Below are 25,803 nucleotides of genomic sequence, written 5' to 3'. Positions count from 1 at the left end.
TAGAAACCAAAAGAAGTTATGAGCGAATTTTCAAAAGAACAGGCTGAAAAGGAACATCAGAAAAGAACGGAAGACTTTTCTAAGGAAGATGTAGGGAAGGTGATCGATGAGGAGGAAAAAATTCTCAATAAGTTCGAAACTAAAGGAAAATTGAAACGTTATCTGGATGATGCCATGATCCTTTTTTCCCTGGTTAAAGATTATGCCAAAGGGGATTACAGGGATATTCCATTTAATATCATAGCAGCGGCCGGTGCGGCACTTTTATATGTATTGTCTCCAATAGACCTTATTCCGGATTTTATACCGGTACTTGGCTATCTGGATGATGCAGCAGTAATCGCTTTCTGTCTGAATTTAATGGAGAAAGATCTGGCAACTTATAAGGTTTGGAAACAAAACTTTAAGCAACTTAGCTAATTCAAAAATTTAGGGCTAAAAAAAGCCGATTCGCAAGAATCGGCTTTTTTTATCTTGAAATTTAATATTAGAATCTATAGCCAATATTTAAACCTGCATTGAATTCGATAGCAGAGAACCTGTCTTTCACTTCATCACTAAAATTTCTTCCAATATTAACGAAAGGTCCTATTACGAAAGTATCATTGAAATTCCATTTGTATCCTCCACCAAGTCCAATGATAAAGGAATTCATATCTGTTATTAGATCACCATTAAATTCTGCATCTGGAGCAGCTTCGCTAAATTCGCCACTTCTGTACTTCAGGAATGGATTTACATATAAACCAGATGCGGCGTATTCTTCTCCAAAATAGTAGTTATAACCAACTTTAAAACTATTGGTTTCAAATTTTCTGGAACCACTTTCAGAATGATAGTTGATACGATCATTGATCAGGATCATTCCTTCGATAGATTGATGATCATCCAGGAATCTTTCATATCCAAATTCAACAGACGCGATTGCAATGGTGTTGGCAATATTCAGTTTGATCTCGTTATTCTTTTCTGTGCTCTGTGCTTGTGCAAAATTGGTAGCGACCAGGCAAGTAAGGGCAAAAATTAATTTTTTCATATGGTTCTTTTAGTGCTTTGTAGCATTTGTAGATTTAAAAAACCCTGCAAGTGAACTGCAGGGTTTATATTTTTTATGGAATTTCAATTATAGCATTCCGTTGCTGGAAACCCATTTGAATGTATGAGGATCCTGTGGTACTGCAATTCTACCAGCGATTCTTGTCATCCTTTCTGGCAGGGCCATCAGGTAATCACGAGCTTTCTCTGCATCGTCATTAAGACCACGCATTTTATCAATTTCCCAATAATCGTTTAACTTCTTCAGAATATCGATATAATCCATAGTAGTATATACTCCTAATCTTTGGGCAGCATTTGAAAAGTTTTCGAAAGCTTCAGCAATTCCCTGTCCAGATTCTCTAATAAATTGAGCAGGCATTACGATCTTCTTTTTCATCATATCTACATAAGCCAGCATCATTTCACTTGGATCATGTTCGAAAATGGTCTTTACAAATTCTCTGTAAGCCATGTAATGTCTCATTTCATCCCCAGCAATGATGTTACACATTTTAGCCAGCATCTTATTTCCCTTTTGCTTAGCCAGTTGTCCTACGCGTTTGTGAGAAATGTTGGTAGCCAGCTCCTGGAAGCTGGTGTAAACAAAGTTTCTATATGGGTCTCTCCCGGTTCCAATATCGAAACCATCGCTAATTAGGTGCTGAGTCGTTTTTTCGATCTCTTTCATATCTACTCTACCAGAGAGGTAAAGGTATTTATTCAACGTATCACCATGTCTGTTTTCTTCTCCAGTCCAGTGTCTTACCCATTTAGCCCATGAATTGGATTCTCCTTTACTGGCATCATGTTGTTTTACACCTTCCATATCCATTAACCAGGATTCGTATGTAGGCAAAGCTTCTTCAGTCACCATATCGGCTACTAAAACCACCCAGAAGTCATACCCCAGTTCTTTAGCTTCTTCACGAATCTGGTGTACACCTTCAAAACCATCTTCAGTTTGAAGATTTGGTAGAAGGTCTGTAGGTTGCCAGATGTCTTCCACCGGGATAAGGTATTTGTCGATGAAACCCTGTACAGATTTCTCCACCGTATTCATTACTTCTAAACGTATATTATCCATTGCCATGCTGTAGTTCTTTGTAGATTTTCGAGTGCTAATTAAAGCCTGTTTGTTCAATAAATTACAATAAACGTGCAAATTTTTTTTAAAACTTCAAAATTTGCGAATTATAACCTCAAAAACTTGAACTTCAAAGATACGAATAAGGATAGAGAAGCTATCGTAAATGAATGCTAATTTCTGCCCTGTTCATCAGGATATAACGTATGAACCGGGTCACTTTGCACGATTTCTTTGGTAATAACATCAATTGCTGTAATTGGTCCCTTAAAAGCTGCTCCAGTATCTACATTCCAGATATTTGCTTTATTCACAGGTGTTGTCTCACCAATTCTAGTCACCGGGGTATGTCCAATGAATATTTCATCAAAATGAGCAAGTCTTTTTGGATAGAACATATCACCGGGTTTGATCGAAGAATCCATAGCTAATGCCATTTCCCATAAAGTCCGGTCCCAGTAAAAGCCTTTGTCTGAATACTCATAATCTGGACCATGTAAGTTTGTAAAGCCGGCATGAACAAATAACCGATTATCATGTCGGTAGTAATTCAGCGTATCCTTAAAGAATTGAATATGAGCCTCGATCTGTTCAGGAGTAAAAGTGCGATAAGCATCGATGCTCGACTGGCCACCATGTTCCAGCCATTTTTCGTTCATTTCTCCACCTTCAAGCCACTTTTGTGCAAGATCATCATGATTTCCACGAATAAAAATACAGCTGTTCTGCTGGGCAAGTTTGATGAGGTAAGTAACCGTATTTGCAGAATCGCTCCAGCCATCTACATAATCACCCAGAAAAATCAGGGTATCCTCAGGCATCAGGTCGATTCGTTCCAATAGCTGAATTAGCGCTTTCTTTCCTCCGTGTAGATCTCCAATAGCGAATGTTCTTGCCATCTTAATTATATTTTACTTTTCTTAAAATTCTCATACTGTCTTTGTAGGACTGGTAATATTCAGCTCCAAAATTCTTCAGATAAGGTCGGGCGTCTTCAAGTTTATCCAATGCATCTGAAAAATTGTTCAAATAGCAAAGTAAATAGGTAGACGGTAAATTCCGCAGATCCTTAAGATCTTCAGTATTAAGATCAATACCGTTCTTTAATTTATCCACAAGACTGCGATTGGTATTATAAATATGATATAGTGTCTTTTTATCGAACTTCGGAGCTTCAAAAATAACATTACTTTCAATTTCATAGCTCCCATTATTACCGAAACTAATGGTTACTTCCTCTAAAGGATAGTACTTAAACTGATCGTGTAATCCAAGATGCACATATTCCAGGATCTTAAAACTGTCTTCATTCTGAATAATACTCACCTCGTCAAGAGCAGAATAGAATAGTTTTACCTGTTCGTTGATCAACTCGATATCTACCCGGGAATAATAGGATTGCTGATTGATCTTTTTCTCCCTTCCTGCCCAGCAAACCACAAAATATTCTTTGAAAACCTTGTAACTAGGACTATAATCCTTCCTTTTCCGCATAAAATCGAATACGCCGTCTAAAGTGTATTCTATATTATTGTGTGAATGATTTTCGATAGATGCTACCTGAGCTGAGTTTACATCATGAATTTCTATATCAAAAACCTTAGGCATGGAGATACTTCCATCCCGCATAAAAATGAACCCTCCGTAATATTTCCAGATATTTTTTCTGAAGGAACAGATCTTAGCATGATTGGGCCTAATGGTGACGAGTCCAACCACCAGGTGATCTGGTAGATGTGGAAAAGGAATATTCTCATAAGAGATTCGCGGAGGATTGCTGAGGTAAGCATTGATCAAATTCTGAATTTTACTATCATCAAAAAAATCAATGCCTACTATTTTGCTATCCTCATCTTCAACTCCAATCACGATATAAGAATTGTTTTCCGGATTGGAATTGGAAAGCGCGCAGATATGCTTCAGGAATTTCGCTTTTCCTTCCCGTTCACCAATGTTCAATTGTCGCTTCTTATCGTAAAAGCTATTCTCATCATTATGAGCCAGCAGGTTTTTAATAAGTAGTCTTTTATTGATCATGTTGCAGTCCTGTTCACTAGTTTTTATCTACAATGGTGCTACTGGCCTGAGCTGTGCACATCACGGTAAGATCTGCGATGTTTACGTGGTAAGGTCTGGTAACTGTAAAGTGAATGATGTCTGCGATATCTTCCGGTTGTAAGGCTTGAAAACCCTGGTAAACCTTATCAGCTTTAGCAGCATCTCCTTTAAATCTTACATCGCTAAATTCAGTTTCGGTGAGTCCTGGATTTATTGCACCAACCCGAATTCCGTTGCCATTGAGGTCGATTCGCATTCCCTGGTTGATGGCATCTACCGCATGTTTGCTGGCACAGTATACATTTCCATTTGGATATACCTCTTTTCCCGCAGTAGAACCAATATTGATAATATGACCAGATTGTCTTTCCATCATTCCCGGGATGACCGCCTTACTCATGTATAAAAGACCTTTAACATTGATATCCAGCATATTGTCCCAATCATCCATATCACCAAATTGTATAGGGTCCAGTCCATGTGCATTTCCAGCGTTATTCACGAGAATATCGATTTGCCTGAATTCCTCCGGAAGACTGTCAATATTATCAAATACTTCCTGTCGATTTCTTACATCAAAGTTGAGGATATGTACCTCGGTTTCTACAGCTAGTTCCTGCTGTAATTGCTGAAGTCTTTCCAGTCGTCGACCACAAAGTATCAATCTAAATCCTTCCACTGCGAAGCGTATAGCAGTAGACTTTCCTATCCCGCTCGTAGCGCCGGTTATAAGGGCTGTTTTCATATTTGGAATTTATTTTCTAAAGTAAGAAAGTATTACTTAGCATTAGGTATCCGTGTATTAAAGCGTGGTTAAGTTGAGTTAAAAAGAGTTAAATCGCTTCAATGGCTGAAATTTAGCACGAGGATTGCCGTTCTCACGCTGAACCAAATAAAATCAATATATGAAATACTTAAGTGTAAGTTTTAAAAGCCTACTTGTCGCAACGCTAATTTCTGTTGGACTTGTAAGTTGTAATGATGATGATTCTGATGGATCTTCTTCTGAAATGGCTAATCTAAGCATTAGAATGACAGATGCTCCTGGAGATTATGACGCTGTTTTTATCGATGTACAGGGAATTGAGATCCAGCTTGAAGCCGATGATGATCTGGATGCGACCGATGATGATGGAACAGAAGGTAGCGAATGGGTGACTGTGGAAGATGTAAACACAGGGATCTACGACTTACTTGAACTTACTGGCGGAGTTTCACAACTACTTGCAGATACTGAAATTGAAGCAGGTTATGTAGGGCAAATGAGATTGATCTTAGGACCTGATAACACAGTGGTTGTAGATGGAGAGACTAAAGCTTTAAATACTCCAAGTGCACAACAATCTGGTCTTAAATTACAATTGAATCAGCGTTTAGAAGGTGGTGAAAATTATGCATTTCTTCTTGACTTTGATGTTGAACAATCAATTGTAGAGACAGGAAATGGAGGTTATAACCTTAAGCCTGTTATTAGATTGAGTGCAGAGGCCAATGCCGGAATGGTAGTTGGAACAACCGTTGTTCCTGCCGCTTTAAGCAGTGATGTACAGTCACTGGTTGTACTTACTGGAAATGGAATTACAGTATCGGCATACACAAACAATGATGGTGATTTTGCACTGAATGGAGTTCCTGCTGGTACTTATGATGTGAAAATCACACCTCAGATTTCTTCAGGTCTTACAGTTTATACGGTAAGTGACGTGGAAGTTCGTCCAAACGAAACTACAGATCTTGGTGAGATAGAGCTATAAGCTTTTAAAACATTTAAGTAGAAAAGGCAGTGCTTCAGGGTACTGCCTTTCTATTTTAACCTTTTTTTAACCAACGTAAATCCAATAAAATAACAATTTGCGACGCTTACATGTTGTACGTATATTCACGACATCAAAATCCGAAAAATCATGATGGAAAACGATTCATCTGTTGATATAGCCAGTATTAACGAAAAAATTGAAAGAGAGAGTGCTTTTGTAGACCTGCTAACCCGGGAGATGAACAAAGTCATCGTAGGGCAGAGTCATATGGTCGAACGTTTGCTAATAGGCCTTTTAGGCCAGGGACATATCCTTTTAGAAGGGGTTCCGGGACTGGCGAAAACTCTTGCGATAAACACCTTGTCTCAGGCTGTTCATGGAAGCTTCAGCAGGGTGCAATTCACACCAGATCTTCTACCTGCAGATGTAGTGGGAACCCTCATCTATAATATGAAGGAGAATGACTTCAGTATAAAAAAGGGACCAATTTTCGCGAATTTCGTACTTGCAGATGAGATAAACCGTGCTCCGGCAAAAGTGCAGTCGGCATTACTGGAAGCCATGCAGGAAAAGCAGGTGACCATTGGTGATGAAACTTTTATTCTGGATAAACCATTCCTGGTGATGGCGACTCAAAACCCGGTGGAACAGGAAGGAACCTATCCGCTGCCAGAGGCACAGGTAGATAGATTCATGCTGAAGACGGTGATCAAATATCCGAAAATGGCTGAGGAACAATTGATCATTCGCGCCAATCTCAAAGGTGCTTTTGAAAAAGTGAATCCTGTTGTAAGCCTTGAACAGATCCTGCGTGCACAAAGTGCTGTTCGTGATGTTTATATGGATGAAAAGATCGAAAAATACATTCTTGATATCATCTTTGCGACAAGAACTCCAGAGAATTACAATCTTTCAGATATCAAACCATTAATAAGTTTTGGAGCTTCGCCTAGGGGAAGTATCAACCTCGCGATCGCTTCCAAATGTTATGCATTTATACGTCGTCGTGGTTATGTGGTGCCAGAAGATGTTCGTGCCGTAGTACATGATGTGCTAAGACATAGAATTGGGATCACTTATGAGGCCGAAGCTGAAAATATTACTTCGGAAGATTTAATCAACAAGATCGTGAATGAAATCGAAGTGCCTTAGCGATCAAGATCGTGCACGGCCGAAGATTGGTAATAAATTTACCGGTTCATAAACATTGTTGAAGGAAGAGATGGATACAAAAGAGCTCCTAAAAAAAGTACGTAAAATAGAGATCAAAACCCGCAGACTGAGCGATCATGTCTTTGGCGGGGAATATCACTCTACTTTTAAAGGACGCGGAATGACCTTTAGCGAGGTAAGATCTTACCAGTTTGGGGATGACGTTAGAAATATTGACTGGAATGTTACCGCACGTTATAATGAACCATTTGTAAAAGTATTTGAAGAAGAACGTGAGCTTACCATGATGTTAATGGTAGATGTTTCAGGTTCTGAACTTTTTGGTACCCGTGAGCAGTTTAAAAAAGATGTAGTTACTGAAATCGCTGCTACACTTGCATTTTCAGCAACAAAAAATAATGATAAGATAGGTTTGATGTTATTTACCGATAAGATCGAACTTTATATTCCGCCGAAAAAAGGGCGTTCTCACGTGCTCAGGATCATTCGGGAACTCCTAGAATTCCACCCGGAAAATTCAGCAACAGATATTACAGGTGCATTGAAATACCTATCTAATGTCATGAAGAAAAAAGCGATCGTTTTTATTCTTTCAGACTTTATGGATGAGGGCTATCAGCATACCCTTAAAATTGCTTCTAACAGGCATGATGTGACCGGGATCAGGATTTTTGACAAAATGGAAGAGAGTATTCCAAATCTTGGTCTTGTACAAATGCAGGATGCCGAAAGTGGTAATTATATCACGGTAGATACCGGGTCTAAATCTGTTCGCAATTCGTATTCAAAATATTATCAGGAGCGAATGGATTATTTTCTACAGAGCTTCTCTGTAAGTGGCGCGGGGACCATTAATAACCGGACAGATGAAAATTACGTAAAGAAACTACTGGGCTATTTCAAAAGAAGAGCTTAACGAATGGACTTGAATAAAATCTCCACATATCGCCAATTAATTCTAAGAAACTTACCCGGGCTTCTGGCAATTTTGTTGTTTCAAAATATCTCGGCTCAGGTTACTTCGAGCATAGACTCAACGAGCATTAGGATAGGTGAGCAGATCACCTATAAAATTGAAGTGAATTCTAATCCTGAGGATTTAGTTGTTTTTCCTGAAGGTGAAACGTTTTCACCGCTGGAAATGGTGGAAAGCCTGCAACCTGACACCATTCGGAAACAGGGAAATTATAAATTGCTTAAAGAATATTTTCTAACCCAGTTTGATAGTGGCAAATATGTGATCCCTTCTCAGGAAGTTCTTATTCAGAATCGTACTTACAGAACAGATTCGTTTGCTGTGGAGGTTAAAGATGTCATCGTCGATACCACTAAGCAGAATTTATATCCATTAAAACCTTCGGTAACGGTTTCACCAGGATTCAGTATTCCAGACTGGTTATGGTGGTTGCTGACAATCCTGGCAATTGCAGGTACGGCAGTTTACCTGATTGTACGAAAAAGAAAATCTGATGATAAGGTGCGCGAACTTCCCCCCTATGAAGAAGCAATGGTGCAGCTCAAACAACTGGACAGTTCGGGACTGCTTGAAAACAGGGAGATTAGAGAATACTATTCACAGTTAAGTTTTGCCGTGAGAAAATACCTGGATCGAAAAATCTACGATCATGGGCTGGAAAGAACTACCGGCGAGTTGATTTTATACCTGCAGGCACAACGCGAATCTGGAAAGCTTAATCTTAATGAAGAAACCCTTCGCAATTTTGAAAAAATTCTTAATCGTGCCGACCTGGCGAAGTTTGCTCGTTCCAAACCAGATATTATTACGGCTAAAGATGATCGTACTAAAACTCAGTTGATAATTGATGATCTACGTGCTGCGGTTCCACAACCCACACAGGAAGAGTTGCTGCAAGACGAAGAATATTTAGAAGCACAACGCAAAAAACGTAAGAAACGCAAGATCATTCTGGGGATTCTCGTGGGCGCCGCCATCGTAATAATTGGCGTTACCACGTTGATTGCTACCAAGGGTATTACCTATGTCATGGATACTTATATTGGTCATCCTACGAAAGAATTACTGGAGGGAGAATGGATTCGTAGTGAATATGGAAATCCTACGGTTGCTGTAACCACTCCAAAAGTACTGGTTCGAGGGGAGATCGAAATGCCGGAAGATGTACAGCGTATGATGGTTGGTTCTGAAACCTTTGTTTATGGAAGTCTGCTTAGTAATTTTTATTCCGCAGTAACTACAATTAAATTCCGCGGAGAAGTACAATTCGATCTTCAGAAAGCTGTAGACGGAATTTACACGAACCTGGAAGGACAGGGCGCGACGAATATTGTCATGAAGCAGGAGGAATTTACAACGCTTAATGGTGCGAAAGGATTAAAAGTCTTTGGAACCTTACAAGCCGAAAATCCTGTTACAGGAGAAGCAATCCCGAATGAATATGTGATCTTGAATTTTGCTGAAAAAGGTGGTTTTGAGCAGATCATTGTCATCTTTAATGAAAACGACACTTATGCTGAAGAGATCTCGCAAAGGATCATCAATTCAGTTGAAATAAATAACCTGAAAGAATAATGTTTGCAAATTTCAATTTTGAGAATCCGGAGTTTTTCTGGTTACTGTTGCTGCTTCCGCTGGCAATAGGCTGGTATATCTGGAAGCGAAATAAGCAAACTGCTGCCCTTAAGATTTCTTCAACTAAAGGATTCAATGGGAAATCTGGCTTGCTTCCTAAATTGCGACCGGTACTTTTTATATTAAGATTACTTACTCTGGCTTTGATTATTACGGCGATGGCGCGACCAAGAACGGTTGATGTTTCTACGCAGTCCAGTAGTACTCAGGGAATCGATATTGTCATGGCAATAGATGTTTCTGCCAGTATGCTAGCGAGGGACTTACAGCCAACACGTCTTGAGGCTACTAAAAATGTGGCAGAAGAATTTATCAAGGATCGTCCTGCAGATAGAATTGGTCTGGTAGTCTATGCAGGAGAGAGTTTTACAAAAACTCCCATTACCAGCGATAAGTCTATCGTACTGGACGCCCTGGAAGGAATTGAATATAATAATGTTCTCGAGAATGGAACTGCGATTGGTTCCGGACTGGCCACAGCAGTAAACAGGATCAAGGATAGTGATGCAGAAAGCAAAGTAATCATTCTGCTTACCGATGGTGTCAATAATTCTGGATTTATAGATCCTAACACCGCCAGTGAGCTGGCACTTGAGTTTGGGATTAGAGTTTATACAATTGGTGTAGGTAGCAACGGGATGGCTTTATCTCCAACTGCCATACTTCCAAACGGTAGGTTTCAGTATGGAAATGTTCCTGTAGAGATCGATGAAGAATTACTTACTCAAATTGCATCTACTACGGGAGGAAAGTATTTCAGAGCGACCGATAACGAAAAGCTGGAAGCTATTTACGAGGAAATTGATGCCCTGGAGAAAACAGAAATTGAAGAATTTCGATATTATAATTACGATGAAAAGTACAGACCATTGGTTTTACTTGCCGGTGGATTGTTGTTGCTGGAAGTATTATTAAGAATGACAGTTTTTAGAAGCTTTGTATAATATGATGTTAGAAGAAAAAATATGGTTTTGGTTGATGCTGGTGATTCCACTAGTGATCTTACTATATCTTCTACTGGTATTCTGGCAGAGAAGAACGCGACGAAAATTTGCTGATAGCCACCTCTTAAAAAGTCTTGTTCCCGACCGATCCAGAAGTAAACCTTTTCTAAAACTTTTATTGATCTTGCTAGGAATTGCTGCGCTTGTTGTAGCGCTGGTCAATCCTAAAATAGGTTCTAAAATGGAAACTGTGAAGCGGGAAGGCGTTGATATCGTTTTTGCCATAGATGTATCCAAAAGTATGGAGGCCGAAGATATTGCACCAAGCAGGATCGAGAAGTCAAAACAACTTGTAAGTCAGATTTTGAATAATCTTGGTAGTGACCGGGTTGGGATTATCGCTTATGCCGGCGGTGCATTTCCGCAATTGCCAATTACGACCGACTATTCTTCAGCCAAAATGTTCCTGCAGGCTTTGAATACAGACATGATCTCCTCACAGGGAACTGCCATTAGCGATGCGATAGAACTGGCAACAACCTATTATGACGATGATCAGCAGACCAATCGGGTTTTGTTCATCATTAGCGATGGAGAGGATCATGAAGGCAATGTAGAGGATATCGCGGAACAGGCTGCGGAAGATGGGATTCGTATCTTTACTATTGGTGTAGGAACCGAGAAAGGTGGGCCAATTCCTATTAAACGAAACGGGGTTATTCAGAATTATAAGAAAGATAACCAGAACGAAACGGTTATCACAAGGTTGAATCCTCAAACCCTTCAGGAAATTGCAGATGCTACTGAAGGTGCTTATATCGAAGGCAATGTTACCGGAGATGTTGTGGATGAAGTTTTGAGTCAGCTTCAGAATATAGAAAAAACAGAATTTGAAGCCAAGCAGTTTGCCGACTATGAATCTCAATTTCAGTTGTTTCTGGGGATAGCTTTGGCATTATTTTTTCTAGATATTTTTGTATTAGAGAAAAGTACCGCCTGGTTAAGAAAACTGAATCTTTTTAATGAAGGTGGCAGGAAAAAGGAGAAGAACGATGCAGCATAAAACAGGTTTTAAAATCACACTCAGTATTTTACTGTTCCACTTCGGAATAGTGACAGTTCTCGCGCAGAAAGATCAGGAGAAACTTCAGCAGCAATCCAATGAATATATTGTAGAGGCGCAGGAAGCTCTTTCAGAAAATAAATTTGCGAACGCTGAAGCTTCTTACCGTAAAGCCATTGCGAAGGATCCTTCCAATATGAAGGCGAAGTATAATATGGGAAACCTGTATCACGCTAAGGAGAAATCGCTGAATGCAGAACAGCGCTTAAAAGAAGCTGCAGAAATCGCTGAAAGCAAAGATGAAAAACACCAGATCTTTCATAATCTTGGGAATTCATATATGCAGCAAAGAAATTATCAGGAAGCTGTAAGTGCTTATAAAAATGCGCTTCGGAATAATCCAAACGATGATGAAACTCGTTATAATTTAGCCTTAGCGAAGAAAAAACTGGAAGAGGAGAAGCAGAATCCAGATCAAAACGACGATCAGAATCAGGATAAGAAGGATAATAAAGAAAACGAAGACCAGAACCAGGATCAGAAAGATCAGAATAACGATGGTGAAGGTGGAGAAGACGAAAAGCAGGATCAAAAGCCTAAGGACGAGGGAGAGAACGAAAAGGATAAGAAAGAAGGCGATCAAAACGAGGATAAGGAAAAGCAGGAAGGCGACGAGAAAAAAGAGGATAAAGGCCAGGGTGATGAAAAGCAGCAGCAAAAGCCTAAACCGGCACAGGGTCAGCTATCTCCTCAACAAATCCAAAGTTTACTGGAAGCCATGAATAATGAAGAAAAGAAAGTCCAGGATAAAATTAATGCCCAGAAAGCTAAGGGCGTGAAAGTTAAAGCTGAAAAGGACTGGTAAGAATTTTTAAAATTTCTGACTAAAATTTGCGTTGATACAGATAATGATGAAAACAAAATTATTGATTTTAAGTTTTTTGATGTTTACCGGAGGTTTGCTCCAGGCGCAGGTGCGCTTTGAAGCAAAGGTTAGCAGGGAGAAGCTGGGAATTAATGAACGGCTTCGGGTTGATTTCGAAATGAACGAAGATGGAGACAATTTTAATGCTCCTACCTTTTCAGACTTTACCGTGGTTGGTGGACCTAATCAAAAGATTAGTACGAGCATCCTGAACGGGAAAATGGCTTATTCCAAGACCTACAGCTTTTATCTCCAGCCGAAAAAGCGTGGAACACTTACTGTTGGACAGGCTGAGATCGTTATCGATGACAAGATCTATAAAACTTCACCCATAGATATAGAAGTGACCGCGGCGGTCGACAAACCTACTGATGGGAATAATACTGAATTATCAGTGGAAGATAATTTGCATTTGGTCGCAGAGGTTTCAAAGTCGAATCCTTATTTAAATGAAGCGATCACCGTGGTTTATAAGCTGTATGTGAGTCCGCGAATTAGTGTAAGTAACTGGAGGGAACTTGACAATCCAAAATATAATGATTTCTGGAGTCAGAGTGTGGATATCAAACAACTTCGTGTCGAAAATGGTGAATACCGTGGTGAGCCGTATCGATACGTGATACTAAGAAAAACGATTCTTTATCCTCAAAAAACAGGTGAATTAAATATTGAGCCACTTACATTATCTGTGGCGGTGGATGTTCCTAGCGAACGCCGCGATATTTTTGGAAGCAGGATCTACAAAACGGTTAATAAAACCGTGGCGGCAGATAATAAGAAGATCAAGGTGAAAGCTTTGCCTACGAATGCGCCAGAGAATTTTACCGGAGCTGTAGGGAAATTTGATTTTAGCGTAAGTAGTAGTAAAAACGAGCTCAATGCAGGTGAAAGTCTGCAGGCCAAAGTTGAGGTAAAAGGAAACGGAAATTTGAAGTTATTCGATCTTCCAGAACTAACCGCTCCTTCATCTCTGGAAATGTATGATCCTGAACGTCGTGAAAATGTGAATACGAATTTGAACGGGATGCAGGGAAGTATCTCAAATTCCTATACGATCATACCAACCAGAAAAGGGAAATATCCAATTCCGGCTTTGTCCTTTTCTTATTTCGATCCAAAAAGCGAAACTTATATCACGCATACTTCAGATGAAATGCTGATAAGCGTTGATAGCGGACCTCTAGCAGGATCTAACAATACGAGCAATTCTGGAGTTAATAAGCAACCGGTTGCTTTCAATCACAGTCAGTTTAGATTTATTAAGCTGAATACTAATTTGAAACCACTTAATGATTCCGGTTTCTTTGGTTCCGCAGGTTTCTGGACAGCTTTAATACTTCCGCTGGCAGCGATTCCATTATTTATTCTCTTCGGAAGAGAAAGAGATAAAAGAGCCGCAGATGTTACCGGAAACAAAATTAGAAAAGCAGATAAACTGGCTAGAAAATATCTTTCAGAAGCAAAAAGGAATTTGGGAGAACAGAAGGAATTTTATCTTGCACTGGAAAGATCGATGCATAATTATCTAAAAGCAAAACTTGGAATTACCACCAGTGAAATGAGTAAGGATAGAATTCAGCAAATACTTAGCGAGAAGCAGGTTGATGAGCAAACTACAACAGAGTTTATATCGCTTTTGTCCAGTTGTGAATATGCACGTTATACACCGGCATCATCAGACGCTATGCAAGAAGACTACGAAAAAGCAGCACGAGTAATTTCAACCCTGGATAAACAACTATAACATGAGAAAAGTAACTGTTCTTGTCTTTCTATTTGTTTCCATTCTTGGGTTTTCCCAGAATCAGGAACTTTTTGATAAAGCGAACGCAGCTTATCAAAATGGAGAATTTGAAGCTTCTATCTCTAGTTACGAGAAGATCATAGAAAATGGTGAAGCTTCAGCAGAGGTTTATTACAATCTTGGAAATGCTCATTATAAATTGAATAATGTCGCGCCAAGTATTTATTATTTTGAAAAGGCACTTCAGCTTCAACCAAATGATGAAAATATTAAGAATAACATCGAGTTTGCTCGCAACATGGCGATAGACGATATCGATGAGGTGGAGCAAACAGGACTTTCCGCTTCTTTTGGTAATTTGATCTCAAAATATACGGCTTCTGGGTGGGCAATTTTTGCCATTATATTTTCGGTGATCTTTGTGGTGTTGTTCTTACTTTACTATGTTTCCCGAAGCTCTTTTCAGAAGAGATTATTCTTGGGTTTTGCATCTCTAAGTGTAATTGCCTGTATTGTATCTGTCGTATTCGCGTTCCAGCAGGAGGCCTATGTCGAGGATAACCAGTACGCGATCATATACCGGGAAGTTGTAGAGGTGCGGGATGAGCCTAATTTACGTGGAGAAGCCAGCTACGAGCTTCATGAAGGTACCAAGGCGAAAGTTCTCGAAGACTTTCAGGAATGGTCAAAAATTGAACTTTCTAACGGAGCTCAGGGTTGGGTTAAGTCTCAAAATATCAAGAAACTATAGATAATCTTGATAAAACCTTAACAATTCAGTATTAGAGTCTTCTATTTAATTCTGAAATTTGCGTTAGTTTTGCAATTGTGAAGAAAATCTCTTACATCCTGGCTTTTATATTTACAGCTTTTCTGTGTACTCCAAGCGTAATTGCTTTGATCGACAGAAATGTTGATATTTCTATTGCCTATAATGTGAACGAAGAGGAAAGTACTTCCAAAAACCAGATCAGCCTGGAATATACTATTGAGGAGATGGATTCTAATTACAAAAGCATCCATTATCTTCAAATTAGAAAGCAGGATGGACATAACTACAGAGAAAGCAGGTATAAGGTCTTTCTTTCCATTACCTCTCCACCACCGAAACTGGCATAATACTCCCACATCTATATTCACGATAAATTCGTGAACCCATTTATTATTCAATTTTAAGATTACAGGAGTTCTTCCTGATATAATATATTATATATGTTTAAGCATTTAAATAAAGATTTTCCGGCAAGTATTGTCGTGTTTTTTGTTGCCATTCCTTTGTGTCTTGGTATTGCCCTTGCCAGTGGTGCACCATTGTTCTCCGGTTTAATTGCCGGTATCATTGGTGGTATCGTGGTTGGAGCCATTAGTGGTTCAAGCCTTGGAGTTAGTGGACCTGCAGCAGGGCTAGCAGCCATCGTTCTTGCAGCGATCACTAATATTGGTTATGAGAATTTACTGCTGGCTGTAGTGATTGGTGGTGCGATCCAAATTGGATTCGGACTTCTAAAAGCAGGTATTATTGGGTATTATTTCCCAAACTCGGTAATTAAAGGAATGCTTACAGGTATCGGGATAATCATTATCCTGAAGCAGATCCCTCACTTCTTTGGTTACGATGATGATCCTCAAGGCGACTGGGCATTTTTCCAGGTAGATGGAGAGAATACGTTCTCAGAAATTTTCAATATGGCGAATGGCATTAGCCCGGGAGCAACTTTGATCGCTATCATTGCGATGATCATTCTTGTACTTTGGGAAACTGTATTAAGCGATAAGGGTAAGTTCTTTAAACTTGTACAGGGACCATTAGTTGCAGTGGGAACGGGAATTATTTTCTTCCTGGTTACCAAGGGAAATGAGACATTCGGAATTTCTCAGGAGCACCTTGTAAATGTTCCAGTACCAGATAGTTTTGATTCATTCATTGGTCAGTTTACTGTACCTTCTTTCGAAATGATAGGAACTTTACAGATCTGGATCACCGGTTTTACGATCGCGTTGGTAGCCAGTCTGGAAACCTTATTATGTGTGGAAGCAACAGACAAACTGGATCCGCACAAAAGAACCACTCCTACTAACCGTGAACTGTTCGCACAGGGGACAGGAAACATGCTTTCAGGTATGATTGGTGGATTGCCAATTACACAGGTAATCGTAAGAAGTTCTGCGAACATCCAGTCTGGAGGTCAAACCAAAATGGCAGCAATTCTACATGGTTTTTTACTGTTGATATCTGTTGTAGTAATTCCTAATATTCTTAATTATATTCCACTTTCAGTACTGGCAGCTATTCTATTTCTTGTAGGATACAAACTGGCGAAACCTGCTTTGTTCAAAGAAATGTATTTGAAAGGCTGGAAGCAGTTCGTACCATTTATTGTAACCATCGTTGGAATCGTATTTGGTGACCTTCTAATTGGAATTGGTCTGGGACTTGCCGTTGGAATCGTGGTAATTCTTATCAAATCTTACCAGAACTCTTACTTCCTTCATATTGAAAATGAAACTGATCAAAACAAAACGGTGAAAATGACCCTTGCTGAAGAGGTTACTTTTATCAATAAAGGAGCGATTATCAAAGAACTGAATAAATTAAAAGAGAATTCTTATCTTATCATGGATGTGCGAAAAAGCAGGTATCTTGATAACGATATCATAGAGATTCTTGACGATTTCAGAGTAAAGGCTGCGGAAAAGAATATAGATATCAAGATTATTTCAGAAAGAGGAACTATTGAGAATCCGGATAGTTACCAGGAATTTTTCGCACAAAAGAAGATCAGCTAAAATTAATCATTAGAAAAAAATATAATTATGGATAAGTTTTATAATCAACTGAAAGAAAATAATAAAAAGTGGGTAGAATCTAAACTGGATCAGGACCCTGAGTTTTTCAAAAAATTAGAAAACGGCCAGCAGCCGCCAGTTCTTTGGATCGGTTGTGCGGATAGTCGTGTTCCTGCAAATGAAATTATTGGAGCAGAACCGGGAGAGGTGTTCGTACACAGAAATATAGCAAATATGGTGGTACATACAGATATGAACATGCTAAGTGTACTGGATTATGCGGTAAATGCACTGAAAGTGAAGCATATTATTGTATGCGGGCATTATGGTTGTGGTGGCGTACAGGCTGCATTAAAACACCAGTCTATAGGATTGATAGATAACTGGATTAGACACATTAAGGATGTTTACAGGCTTCATAAGAAGCAATTAGATGCTATGGAAAATGAGCAGGAAAAATGGGATACATTAGTAGAACTGAATGTGAAAGAACAGGTTTTCGGGTTGGCTAAGACTTCTATCGTTCAAAATGCGTGGCATAATAAGCAGGATCTTCATTTGCATGGATGGGCCTATGGAATTGGCGACGGAATTATTAAAGACCTTGAAGTGAATGTGAGACACGATTCTGAACTCGATAGTGTTTACCAACTAAACTTCTAGGGACTATTTATATATAATAGCAATGATAATCCGGGACTACTTCAATGTGGTTCCGGTTTTTATTCAGCCTCCGCTTCAGAGTCCCAAAGGTCTTTTTCCTTTACCTGTTTTATGATCGATGGTAATATGATAGGGGCAATTACAGCTACCGGTTCATAAAGTACAGATTCCTCAAGTGTTTCAGTTTCTACGAATTCTAGCGTTTTATTGCTAGTCACAAAAAACATGATGATCACGCTTGCCACAAAAGCAGATTTCAGTAATCCAAATATAGCTCCCAGGAGTTTGTTTACGATTCCTAGTGCTGCAAAGTCTGCTACTTTGGTAAGCATTTTACCAACTAAGGATACCACGAAAATGATTATTAAGAAGGTGATAGCCAGGCTCGCCAGATTAATGATTTCGATATCCCAATCCACATGTTTCGAAAGAAATTCACCAGCGTAATAGGAGAAGTGAATGGCACCGTATATACCGGCTATAAGTCCTACCAATGAAGCAAGCTCAGTTAAAAATCCTCTGAAAAAACCACGTACCAATCCGTAAAGCAGGAAAATACCCAGGACAATATCCACTGTATTCATACCTCAAATATAATAATTATAAAATCTTAGATGATATCTTTGCAGTATGGCAAGAGATGAACAATTAAAAGAGCGCTGGCAGGAATTACAAAACAAATTATCTAATCAATTTGCAGATGGAGAAATTTTGGAGCTGGATGCTATTATATACTTAATCGGGGTACAGGAATTGGGTCAGGTTCACCGGAAATTCAAGAAAGACCATAAGCTTGATTTGATGCATATCGCAATCTGTACTTTACTGGAGCCTTATGGCTATTATGAATTCGATTATTATGATGAAGACAGCTGGCCACATTTTAAGGTGAAGGAGGAGTTGCCAAGTTTAAAAGCCGGCGAGCAGTCGGTTTTAATGAAGGAAGCGATCGTGAATTATTTTATGGAAAAAAAGTATATTTCATAAATGAACCTTCTGCTAAGTTTTGATTCGTTTCCAAATGATAGTGGTCCTATCTACCAGGAAACAATGGCCGGAAGATTACCGGTGGAGCCGTTCAATACTTTTAGCAACATTTTCTTTCTACTTATCATAATTTACTTTTCGCTAAAGGTCTATAGCGACTATCGTAATCATAGATTTTTAGCCTGGAGCCTACCGGTTCTTTTTATGGGATTTGTTGGAGGTACCGTCTATCATGCTACCCGAAGTCATGACTTCTGGATGTACCTGGACTGGCTACCCATTATATTTCTATGCCTGGCAGTTTCAGTTTATTATACAATAAAACTGGAAATCACCAACCGGAATAGGATCTGGCTAATCGTACTGATTTTGATTCTGGTGTTTGGAGTACGTATGCTCCCCTGGGATAATAGTGTACAAACCTCTGTAGGTTATGTGGGTACAGCGCTGGGACTTTTACTTCCTGTAATCACCTATTTCCTTACCACACGAGCTGAAAACTGGGTTTATATTTTACTGGCATTCCTCAGTTTTGGATTTGCCATCAGCTTCAGGGTACTGGATGGATTTATGTATGTAATTCCTATGGGAACACACTGGTTATGGCACAGCTTCGGGGCACTTTCCGTATTTTTTCTTATGAGCTTTATTTACCGGGACAGGTTGCTCGTAAAGTCTCTTTCTTCGGAAGTGGTTACTTCAGAATAAGCATTTAAAGCGCACGATTTTCGGTATTAATTTTACTAAATTTGCGCTTCTGAAAAGACTAAACCAATGATTGATAAGATTAAAGGGCATATTGCTGAAGTTGAAAGCTTTAATGCAGCTACGAATGAAGAAATAGAAACTTTCCGAATCAAATACCTTGGTAAAAAAGGGATTCTGAACAACTATTTTGCTGAGTTCAAGAATGTTCCAAATGAGCAGAAGAAAGAGTTCGGCCAGGTGATCAATCAGCTTAAGAATGCTGCAACCCAGCGTGTAAATTCTTTAAAGGCAAGTCTTGAAAACAGTCAGGAAGAAAAAGGTGTGTATGGCGACCTTAGCAGACCGGGAGAACCGGTTGAAATAGGTTCGAGACATCCAATTTCTATTGTTAAGAACCAGATCACCGAAATCTTTAGCAATATTGGTTTCAATGTTTCTGAAGGACCAGAGATGGAAGATGACTGGCATAACTTTACGGCACTGAACCTTCCGGAATACCATCCAGCAAGGGACATGCAGGATACTTTCTTTATCCAGACAGATCCTGATATCTTGCTGAGAACACATACTTCTTCAGTTCAGGTGCGTTACATGGAAGAGAACAAACCGCCTATTAGAACAATCTCTCCGGGAAGAGTTTTCAGAAATGAAGCAATTTCAGCAAGATCACATTGTATATTTCACCAGGTAGAGGGGTTGTATATCGATAAGGACGTGTCTTTTGCTGATATGAAACAAACGATATTGTATTTTACCGAGCAACTCTTCGGAAAATCAAAAATTCGCCTTAGACCTTCTTATTTCCCGTTTACCGAGCCAAGTGCGGAGGTTGATGTTTACTGGGGTCTGGAAACTGAAACCGATTACCGAATCACCAAAGGAACGGGTTGGCTTGAGATCATGGGCTGCGGAATGGTAGACCCGAACGTTCTAAAAAATTGTAATATAGATTCACAGGAATACTCTGGATTTGCGTTTGGGATGGGAATTGAAAGAATCGCCATGCTGCTATACCAGATAGAAGATATCAGGATGTTTTACGAGAATGACCTAAGATTTCTTGAGCAATTTAAATCTGCACTATAATGAAAAAATACGCTATCCTCATTATTGGAGCAATAATCCTGGGAATCATCATTTATGTGACCTTCGTGATCGCGGTTATCAAACTGACTTTAGGATTAATCCTGCTTGCCGTTGCAGCAGCACTCCTGTACTGGTTGTGGATAAAGATCAAACACAAAGCTGAAGATACATTTTGAGGAAAGATATCGAAATACCGGAAGTAGAAGAGGTATACCTCGCTGCGGTCTATGTATTGAACGAACAATTCGAGTCCTACGAATGGAATGCCTATTTGATCAATGCTTCTTCTGAAGCTTTGGAAATGGCGCTTATAGTATCCAAAGGTTTCGACAAAAAGAAGGAAACTTCTACGATGCGACATAAAATTGAAGTACTGCCGGCAAAGAATTTCGCCAAGATCGAATTTCTTCAGGAAGATGTTCTAAAGCTGAACAATGAGTTTAAGGTGACATTCTTCCAGAACAATAAGATGTACGAGAAGACTTTTGTTTTTAAGGCGAATAGCATTCGAGAAAATGTCCGGGTGGAGATCCCGGTAATACCGGAAAAAGGAATTCTTGCAAAATGATGACTCGATACTAGAACTAAAAAAGCCTCCATTTGGAGGCTTTTTTAGTTCTGTATATTAATATGATTCTTATTAAAACCTGTCATTAAGATCTTCAAACTCCCCTTCAAGAGCACCACCATCATGAACTTTTACAGTTCCTCCCACATAAATTTTTGAACCTTCTCCAACGAATTCCAGTTTCCCGTTGCTCTGGATATTAAGATCTCCGTGAATTTCAACCATTCCGTTTACTCTAAGCGTACTTCCAGAAGTGATCGTAAGATTTTCAGCAGATCTATTATTACCAAGATACATAGCTCCAGAAACATTCATTTCTCCGCCGCTACTAAGATTAGCACTTTTCTCGATCATAAGTGTTCCGCAGAAATTAAGCGTTCCATTTACATTAAGATTCTTCACGTTCATAACACCAGAGTAAGACTCAGTGGTAGAAGGTGTAATCGTTAGGTTCTTATTACCGTCAAATACCGGGTAATCTGAGCAACTTAGAAATTCTTCCGGGCTATTATTTGGTGCATCTTCCAAAGAAATGATTCGAAGAATTTTCAAACCTTTTCCAGAAGCAACGTAGATATATTCACCTTTCGCCTGTACGAAGTTTGCACTACCTTCAATTTCTGCAATACCTTCAGCAAGTGGAGTTAGATCTTCACCAAGCTTTAAGATATCAAGTCCTGCACCACCGTTAGCCATATATACATAATTCCCATCAGTAGAAACAGCGTTAGTCACAGCATCTTCAGTAGAAATAGTAGCAGCATCAGGATGCATTTTTAGTGGCAGGCTGCCTACTTTAGAATTACTTTCAAAACTATAGATCCCGACACCTTCTGAACCTTCAGAAACAAGAATATTATCACCATACCAGGCAATCGTTCTTTTTGATTCAGCAGATAATGCAGCAGTACTTATTTGAGAATTAAGAGTAAAACCTTCAGCTACATTGAAGTTCATAAGTCCGTCAACGCCACTTAAAACAGCCAACGTGTTGTTTTTTAGTGCAGCATATCTAAGGTCTCCAATTTCTTCTGTAGAGATTCCTTCAAAAGCAGTAATCATTCCAGGATATTCAAATCTTGTGATCGCACCTGCATCTCCACTAATTGCGATAGCTTCACCATCTATAGGCAGCACATGAACACCTGCATTTCCAGAATTCCCGAAATCAAGATTATAGTTAACTTCTACTCGAATGTCATCAACTTCCTGAACGAGAGTGGAAGGTAAATTACCGTTTTCAAGGTTGAAATACGCCATCATCGTGCGATTTCCTGTTCCGCGATTCTCTTTTGCTGAAGCCCCAGTTATTACAAGCACATTATTGTTATCTACGAATAATGAATTAATATCTGCAACTGTAGAGGTCATTCTGTTTACTAAAACAGGATTGTATTTATCCTGAATGTTGATAACATCGACAGCTCCAAGATAAGTGGCGCCTTCTTTATTATAAGAAACATAAGCGAGATCACCTTTTACATCTACATGTGTAGCTCTTAGTTTTACTCCATCAACTTCAGGAGCTTCAAGCGAAGCGATCTGCTCGATACCAAATACGGTGGAAGCATCAGAATTTCTATTGTTGCTAATTGAGGCAAAACCAATAACGCCAGTTTCGTTAAAATTGATCGCAGAGGAAAGTTCTGAAGCATCTGCAATACTGAAATCAGATTCCTGAGAAGTTTCGTCTGAAATACTGCTCTTTTCGCAGGATGCAAATAATAGGATCGCACTTAGGCTGAATCCGAATAATCTTTTATTCATGGTAAATAGGTTAGTTAAAGTATTTGGGCAGGTAAAAACAGCAATTAATCTCTATTTTTAAAATGAAACTGGTTGAATGACAGGTAAGAAACTACCGATAAGAAAATACTGAAAATGAAAAAAGCCAGCAATTTGCCGGCTTTTTAAGTATAACGAAATTATGAATTTTCTAGTGTTCGTGACCGTCGTGATCATGATCTTCCTCACCATTATAGGTATTGTACATACCGTAAACAAAGGAATAATCGGCAGTTCTAATATCTCCCATTACCCATAACCAGTTATTGTCAAGGTCATCATTCAGGAATTGTAGGGTAGCTCCAGAATTCAGGATTAAATCTCCAGTTACGATCAGGACTCCGTTGATATTGAAGTGCCCACCGTAATTGATGATAAGGTCCTTAGGTTCTTCTTCAGATCCTATAATTGCAAGACCAACTGTTGTCATCTCACCGTTACGTCTAATAACCGTATTTTTTTCTGTCTCGATCTCACCACAAATATTCAGTTCACCAGCTACACGCAGGTTTTCTAAATGAGTATGTTCACTAAAGTCCATAGCTTCACCTTTACCTACATGCAGATCCTTAGGACCATCATAGACAGGAAAGATATCGCAATCTTCGAACCCGTTCTTTAAGAAAACTGGTTCGTGGATCCCCTGTAGAAAAACAGGCTCATGGATTTTTGTAGTAGAAGTTTTTGATTCTTTTACTGCTGATGAAGTTTCTGTTGTAATATCTTCAGAAACACTATCAGTCTCACACCCGGTTAGGAATAGGCCAAGTCCTAAGCCGAGAAAAAGTAATTTTTTGTTCATGATAATTTTTGGTTTAAAATGATTTGGTAGGGTAAAAGTACTATATAAGATGATAACCGTGCAAATAAATCGCTGAAAAGTTTGTCTCACAGCGATTTATAAGATAGTGAGTAAGAAAAAACTGATATTTTAATCTAATTTGTCCACTAGTTTATTAAAAACTTTCTTCGGATTTTTTCCCTCATAGAGGATGGCATATACCGCATTGATAATCGGCGTTTTAGCTCCCTTTTCCTGGTTGATCTTATAAGCACTTTCAGTAGCGTAGTATCCTTCAGCAACCATGCTCATCTCCATCTGAGCGCTTTTAACGGTATATCCTTTCCCGATCATGTTTCCGAACATCCGGTTACGACTAAATACAGAATAACCGGTCACCAATAGGTCTCCCAGGTAAGCGCTGTCGTTGATATTACGCTTCATTTTGTGTACTTTCTTAATAAACTTCTTCATTTCCCTGATGGCGTTACTCATAAGTACACTCTGGAAATTATCACCATAACCCAGACCGTGAGCGATTCCTGCGGCGATTGCGTAAATGTTCTTTAATACGGCTGCGTATTCCGTACCAATAACATCATCTGTAGTTTTACAGGTGATATAATCACTTCCAAGATAGCCTGCAACCAGCTGGGCCTTTTGTTCATCCTGGCAGGCAACGGTTAGATAAGAAAGTCTCTCCAAGGCAACTTCTTCCGCATGACATGGTCCGGTTAATACTCCAATGCATTCCATAGGAACATCGAAATACTGATTGAAATGTTCTCCAACGATTAGACTAGTTTCCGGTACGATCCCTTTAATTGCAGAGAAAACAACTTTGTCATGCAAGGGAATGGTTAGTGCATCCAGTTCTCTCTTTAGAAAAGCGGAAGGGATCGCAAAAATGATGAATTCTGAAGCTTCTACAACTTCATTAATATCGTTGCTAAGTGTAAGCTGATCATTATTAAATTCTACGGAACTTAAGTAATTGGGATTATGATCCTGCTTTTTAATATGTTCTACAGCATAAACACTGCGCATATACCAATTCACATTATCAAGATTCTCACATAGCATTTTCACGATAGCCGTTGCCCAGCTACCTCCACCAATAACACCAAAACTCGGAGCTTTATCCATATAATTACATTCTCTTCTTCAAAAATAGTCAATTTTAGAGGTATTAAAAGAATTCTTCGGTATTTCAGCATAAATATTGAGAATGCTATAATCCCACTATTTAAAGATTAACAATTAAAGTTCAATAGCTGTACAATTTGATAAATCTGTTGTCGTTCTAATATTGTGCTTTACTTTTAATTTTGTAAAGTTTACATTCTTAGTTTTTTTGGTTGGTTATTTAGTTGAAAAAAACCGTTTCGGAAGGAGCGGTTTTTTTTATCCCTTGAATTTTGAGAAAACTTTAGGATGTACAAGAGTTGCGAATCTGGAAGGCTTTTGTACATTTAGATAACTAACTATAAATCATAATAATGGGATTATTTTCGTTCATTAAGAATGCAGGAAAAAAGATCTTTGGTGCTGATAAGCCAAAGGATAATGAAGTAAGTACAACAGATAATCAGTTAAAAGAAAAGAAGGAAAATGAAAGAGTTTCAAGGAATCTTGAAGAAACTATTCGCGACCTGAACCTAAAAGCTGATAATCTTCATATCAATATTGAGCACGATATGGCTACGATCACAGGTACTGCTTTAGATCAGGCAACCCGTGAAAAGATCGTACTGGTTGTAGGTAATTCTGAAGGAATTGCGCAGGTAGATGATAGAATGGATGTTGAAAATAAAGAGCCTGAAGCCGTTTTCCATACCGTAGAAAGAGGTGAAACTCTAAGTAAAATCTCTAAAAAACATTATGGAGATCCAAACCAGTATCCATTGATCTTTGAGGCAAACAAGCCTATGCTGGAGGATCCAGATAAAATTTATCCGGGGCAGGTTCTGAGAATACCTCCAATGGATAGTAAAAGATAGATTTCAAAGACTGTTTAAAAGTCCTGAGAATATTAAATTGA

Annotated in this window: 27 protein-coding genes and 1 pseudogene; 19 read left to right on the top strand and 9 right to left on the bottom strand. The window is 39.0% G+C overall.

Annotated features, from left to right (window positions below):
• Positions 1-237 precede the first annotated feature (237 nt).
• Positions 238-342, top strand: a pseudogene (locus ACSHZO_RS05855) (YkvA family protein); the annotation flags it as partial.
• Positions 343-487: 145 nt separating this feature from the next.
• Here the strand turns inward: ACSHZO_RS05855 and ACSHZO_RS05850 are convergent.
• From ACSHZO_RS05850 to ACSHZO_RS05830, 5 genes are all read right to left on the bottom strand, one after another.
• Complete coding sequence (locus ACSHZO_RS05850; protein ID WP_298245828.1) at positions 488-1,036, bottom strand: autotransporter outer membrane beta-barrel domain-containing protein; 549 nt, start codon at positions 1,034-1,036, stop codon at positions 488-490.
• Positions 1,037-1,123: 87 nt separating this feature from the next.
• A complete protein-coding gene (locus ACSHZO_RS05845) occupies positions 1,124-2,128 on the bottom strand; it encodes an acyl-ACP desaturase (RefSeq protein ID WP_298245829.1) in 1,005 nt (334 codons plus the stop codon).
• 167 nt (positions 2,129-2,295) lie between these two features.
• Positions 2,296-3,021, bottom strand: a complete 726-nt coding sequence (locus ACSHZO_RS05840) for a metallophosphoesterase family protein (RefSeq protein ID WP_298245830.1) — start codon at positions 3,019-3,021, stop codon at positions 2,296-2,298.
• 1 nt (position 3,022) lies between these two features.
• Positions 3,023-4,159 (bottom strand): ATP-binding protein, encoded by a 1,137-nt coding sequence (locus tag ACSHZO_RS05835; RefSeq protein ID WP_298245831.1) that lies wholly within the window; start codon positions 4,157-4,159, stop codon positions 3,023-3,025.
• A 16-nt stretch (positions 4,160-4,175) separates the two neighbouring features.
• On the bottom strand, positions 4,176-4,925 hold the full coding sequence (locus ACSHZO_RS05830) for an SDR family NAD(P)-dependent oxidoreductase (protein ID WP_298245832.1): 750 nt from the start codon (positions 4,923-4,925) through the stop codon (positions 4,176-4,178).
• 160 nt (positions 4,926-5,085) lie between these two features.
• Here ACSHZO_RS05830 and ACSHZO_RS05825 point away from each other — a divergent pair, with 160 nt between their 5' ends.
• The 12 genes from ACSHZO_RS05825 to can all read left to right on the top strand — a co-directional run bounded on the left by ACSHZO_RS05825 (position 5,086) and on the right by can (position 17,847).
• Entirely contained in the window at positions 5,086-5,934 is an 849-nt protein-coding gene (locus ACSHZO_RS05825) for a DUF4382 domain-containing protein (RefSeq protein WP_295180142.1), read from the top strand.
• Between the two features lie 150 nt (positions 5,935-6,084).
• Entirely contained in the window at positions 6,085-7,089 is a 1,005-nt protein-coding gene (locus tag ACSHZO_RS05820; protein ID WP_417919709.1) for an AAA family ATPase, read from the top strand.
• A 70-nt stretch (positions 7,090-7,159) separates the two neighbouring features.
• Positions 7,160-8,026: a DUF58 domain-containing protein gene (locus ACSHZO_RS05815; RefSeq protein ID WP_298245833.1), complete on the top strand. Its 867-nt coding sequence runs from the start codon at positions 7,160-7,162 to the stop codon at positions 8,024-8,026.
• Positions 8,027-8,029: 3 nt separating this feature from the next.
• Complete coding sequence (locus ACSHZO_RS05810; protein ID WP_298245834.1) at positions 8,030-9,661, top strand: BatD family protein; 1,632 nt, start codon at positions 8,030-8,032, stop codon at positions 9,659-9,661.
• Positions 9,661-10,665 (top strand): vWA domain-containing protein, encoded by a 1,005-nt coding sequence (locus ACSHZO_RS05805; protein WP_298245835.1) that lies wholly within the window; start codon positions 9,661-9,663, stop codon positions 10,663-10,665. The genes ACSHZO_RS05810 and ACSHZO_RS05805 overlap by 1 nt, the downstream gene beginning before the upstream one ends.
• 1 nt (position 10,666) lies before the next feature.
• A complete protein-coding gene (locus ACSHZO_RS05800; RefSeq protein WP_298245836.1) occupies positions 10,667-11,728 on the top strand; it encodes a VWA domain-containing protein in 1,062 nt (353 codons plus the stop codon).
• Positions 11,688-12,593: a tetratricopeptide repeat protein gene (locus ACSHZO_RS05795; RefSeq protein ID WP_298245837.1), complete on the top strand. Its 906-nt coding sequence runs from the start codon at positions 11,688-11,690 to the stop codon at positions 12,591-12,593. The genes ACSHZO_RS05800 and ACSHZO_RS05795 overlap by 41 nt, the downstream gene beginning before the upstream one ends.
• A gap of 46 nt (positions 12,594-12,639) precedes the next feature.
• Positions 12,640-14,397, top strand: coding sequence for a BatD family protein (locus ACSHZO_RS05790; RefSeq protein ID WP_298246222.1), 1,758 nt, complete (start codon positions 12,640-12,642; stop codon positions 14,395-14,397).
• 1 nt (position 14,398) lies between these two features.
• Positions 14,399-15,148: a tetratricopeptide repeat protein gene (locus tag ACSHZO_RS05785; protein ID WP_298245838.1), complete on the top strand. Its 750-nt coding sequence runs from the start codon at positions 14,399-14,401 to the stop codon at positions 15,146-15,148.
• 77 nt (positions 15,149-15,225) lie between these two features.
• The gene (locus ACSHZO_RS05780) at positions 15,226-15,516 is read left to right on the top strand and encodes a hypothetical protein (RefSeq protein WP_295180132.1); all 291 of its coding nucleotides are present in this window, start codon (positions 15,226-15,228) and stop codon (positions 15,514-15,516) included.
• A gap of 93 nt (positions 15,517-15,609) precedes the next feature.
• Complete coding sequence (locus ACSHZO_RS05775; protein WP_298245839.1) at positions 15,610-17,184, top strand: SulP family inorganic anion transporter; 1,575 nt, start codon at positions 15,610-15,612, stop codon at positions 17,182-17,184.
• 27 nt (positions 17,185-17,211) lie between these two features.
• Positions 17,212-17,847, top strand: coding sequence for a carbonate dehydratase (gene can, locus ACSHZO_RS05770; RefSeq protein ID WP_298245840.1), 636 nt, complete (start codon positions 17,212-17,214; stop codon positions 17,845-17,847).
• Between the two features lie 59 nt (positions 17,848-17,906).
• Here the strand turns inward: can and ACSHZO_RS05765 are convergent, their stop codons facing one another.
• The gene (locus ACSHZO_RS05765) at positions 17,907-18,431 is read right to left on the bottom strand and encodes a CvpA family protein (RefSeq protein WP_298245841.1); all 525 of its coding nucleotides are present in this window, start codon (positions 18,429-18,431) and stop codon (positions 17,907-17,909) included.
• 46 nt (positions 18,432-18,477) lie between these two features.
• Here ACSHZO_RS05765 and ACSHZO_RS05760 point away from each other — a divergent pair, with 46 nt between their 5' ends.
• The 5 genes from ACSHZO_RS05760 to ACSHZO_RS05740 all read left to right on the top strand — a co-directional run bounded on the left by ACSHZO_RS05760 (position 18,478) and on the right by ACSHZO_RS05740 (position 21,196).
• Entirely contained in the window at positions 18,478-18,834 is a 357-nt protein-coding gene (locus tag ACSHZO_RS05760; RefSeq protein ID WP_298245842.1) for a hypothetical protein, read from the top strand.
• A complete protein-coding gene (locus ACSHZO_RS05755) occupies positions 18,835-19,542 on the top strand; it encodes a hypothetical protein (protein WP_298245843.1) in 708 nt (235 codons plus the stop codon).
• Between the two features lie 66 nt (positions 19,543-19,608).
• The gene (gene pheS / locus ACSHZO_RS05750; RefSeq protein WP_298245844.1) at positions 19,609-20,628 is read left to right on the top strand and encodes a phenylalanine--tRNA ligase subunit alpha; all 1,020 of its coding nucleotides are present in this window, start codon (positions 19,609-19,611) and stop codon (positions 20,626-20,628) included.
• Complete coding sequence (locus ACSHZO_RS05745) at positions 20,628-20,804, top strand: hypothetical protein (protein WP_185739439.1); 177 nt, start codon at positions 20,628-20,630, stop codon at positions 20,802-20,804. The genes pheS and ACSHZO_RS05745 overlap by 1 nt, the downstream gene beginning before the upstream one ends.
• Complete coding sequence (locus ACSHZO_RS05740; protein WP_298245845.1) at positions 20,801-21,196, top strand: hypothetical protein; 396 nt, start codon at positions 20,801-20,803, stop codon at positions 21,194-21,196. The genes ACSHZO_RS05745 and ACSHZO_RS05740 overlap by 4 nt, the downstream gene beginning before the upstream one ends.
• Before the next feature lie 72 nt (positions 21,197-21,268).
• Here ACSHZO_RS05740 and ACSHZO_RS05735 read toward each other — a convergent pair whose 3' ends face one another.
• The 3 genes from ACSHZO_RS05735 to ACSHZO_RS05725 all read right to left on the bottom strand — a co-directional run bounded on the left by ACSHZO_RS05735 (position 21,269) and on the right by ACSHZO_RS05725 (position 24,908).
• On the bottom strand, positions 21,269-22,963 hold the full coding sequence (locus ACSHZO_RS05735; protein WP_298245846.1) for a hypothetical protein: 1,695 nt from the start codon (positions 22,961-22,963) through the stop codon (positions 21,269-21,271).
• A gap of 169 nt (positions 22,964-23,132) precedes the next feature.
• Positions 23,133-23,783 carry a hypothetical protein gene (locus ACSHZO_RS05730; RefSeq protein ID WP_298245847.1) on the bottom strand — a complete coding sequence of 217 codons (651 nt, stop codon included), beginning with the start codon at positions 23,781-23,783 and terminating at the stop codon, positions 23,133-23,135.
• Between the two features lie 129 nt (positions 23,784-23,912).
• Positions 23,913-24,908: an NAD(P)H-dependent glycerol-3-phosphate dehydrogenase gene (locus tag ACSHZO_RS05725; RefSeq protein WP_141876252.1), complete on the bottom strand. Its 996-nt coding sequence runs from the start codon at positions 24,906-24,908 to the stop codon at positions 23,913-23,915.
• A 353-nt stretch (positions 24,909-25,261) separates the two neighbouring features.
• On the opposite strand from ACSHZO_RS05725, the gene lysM reads away from it, so the two are divergent.
• Positions 25,262-25,762, top strand: coding sequence for a peptidoglycan-binding protein LysM (gene lysM / locus ACSHZO_RS05720; RefSeq protein WP_298245848.1), 501 nt, complete (start codon positions 25,262-25,264; stop codon positions 25,760-25,762).
• Positions 25,763-25,803 lie beyond the last annotated feature (41 nt).

Origin of the sequence: Christiangramia sp. 3-2217-3z, from assembly GCF_051195275.1 — a bacterium.
Taxonomy (GTDB): Bacteria; Bacteroidota; Bacteroidia; order Flavobacteriales; family Flavobacteriaceae; genus Christiangramia; species Christiangramia marina.
The sequence above is the reverse complement of the archived record's forward strand: the minus strand, read 5'-3'. Positions and strand labels throughout refer to the sequence as shown.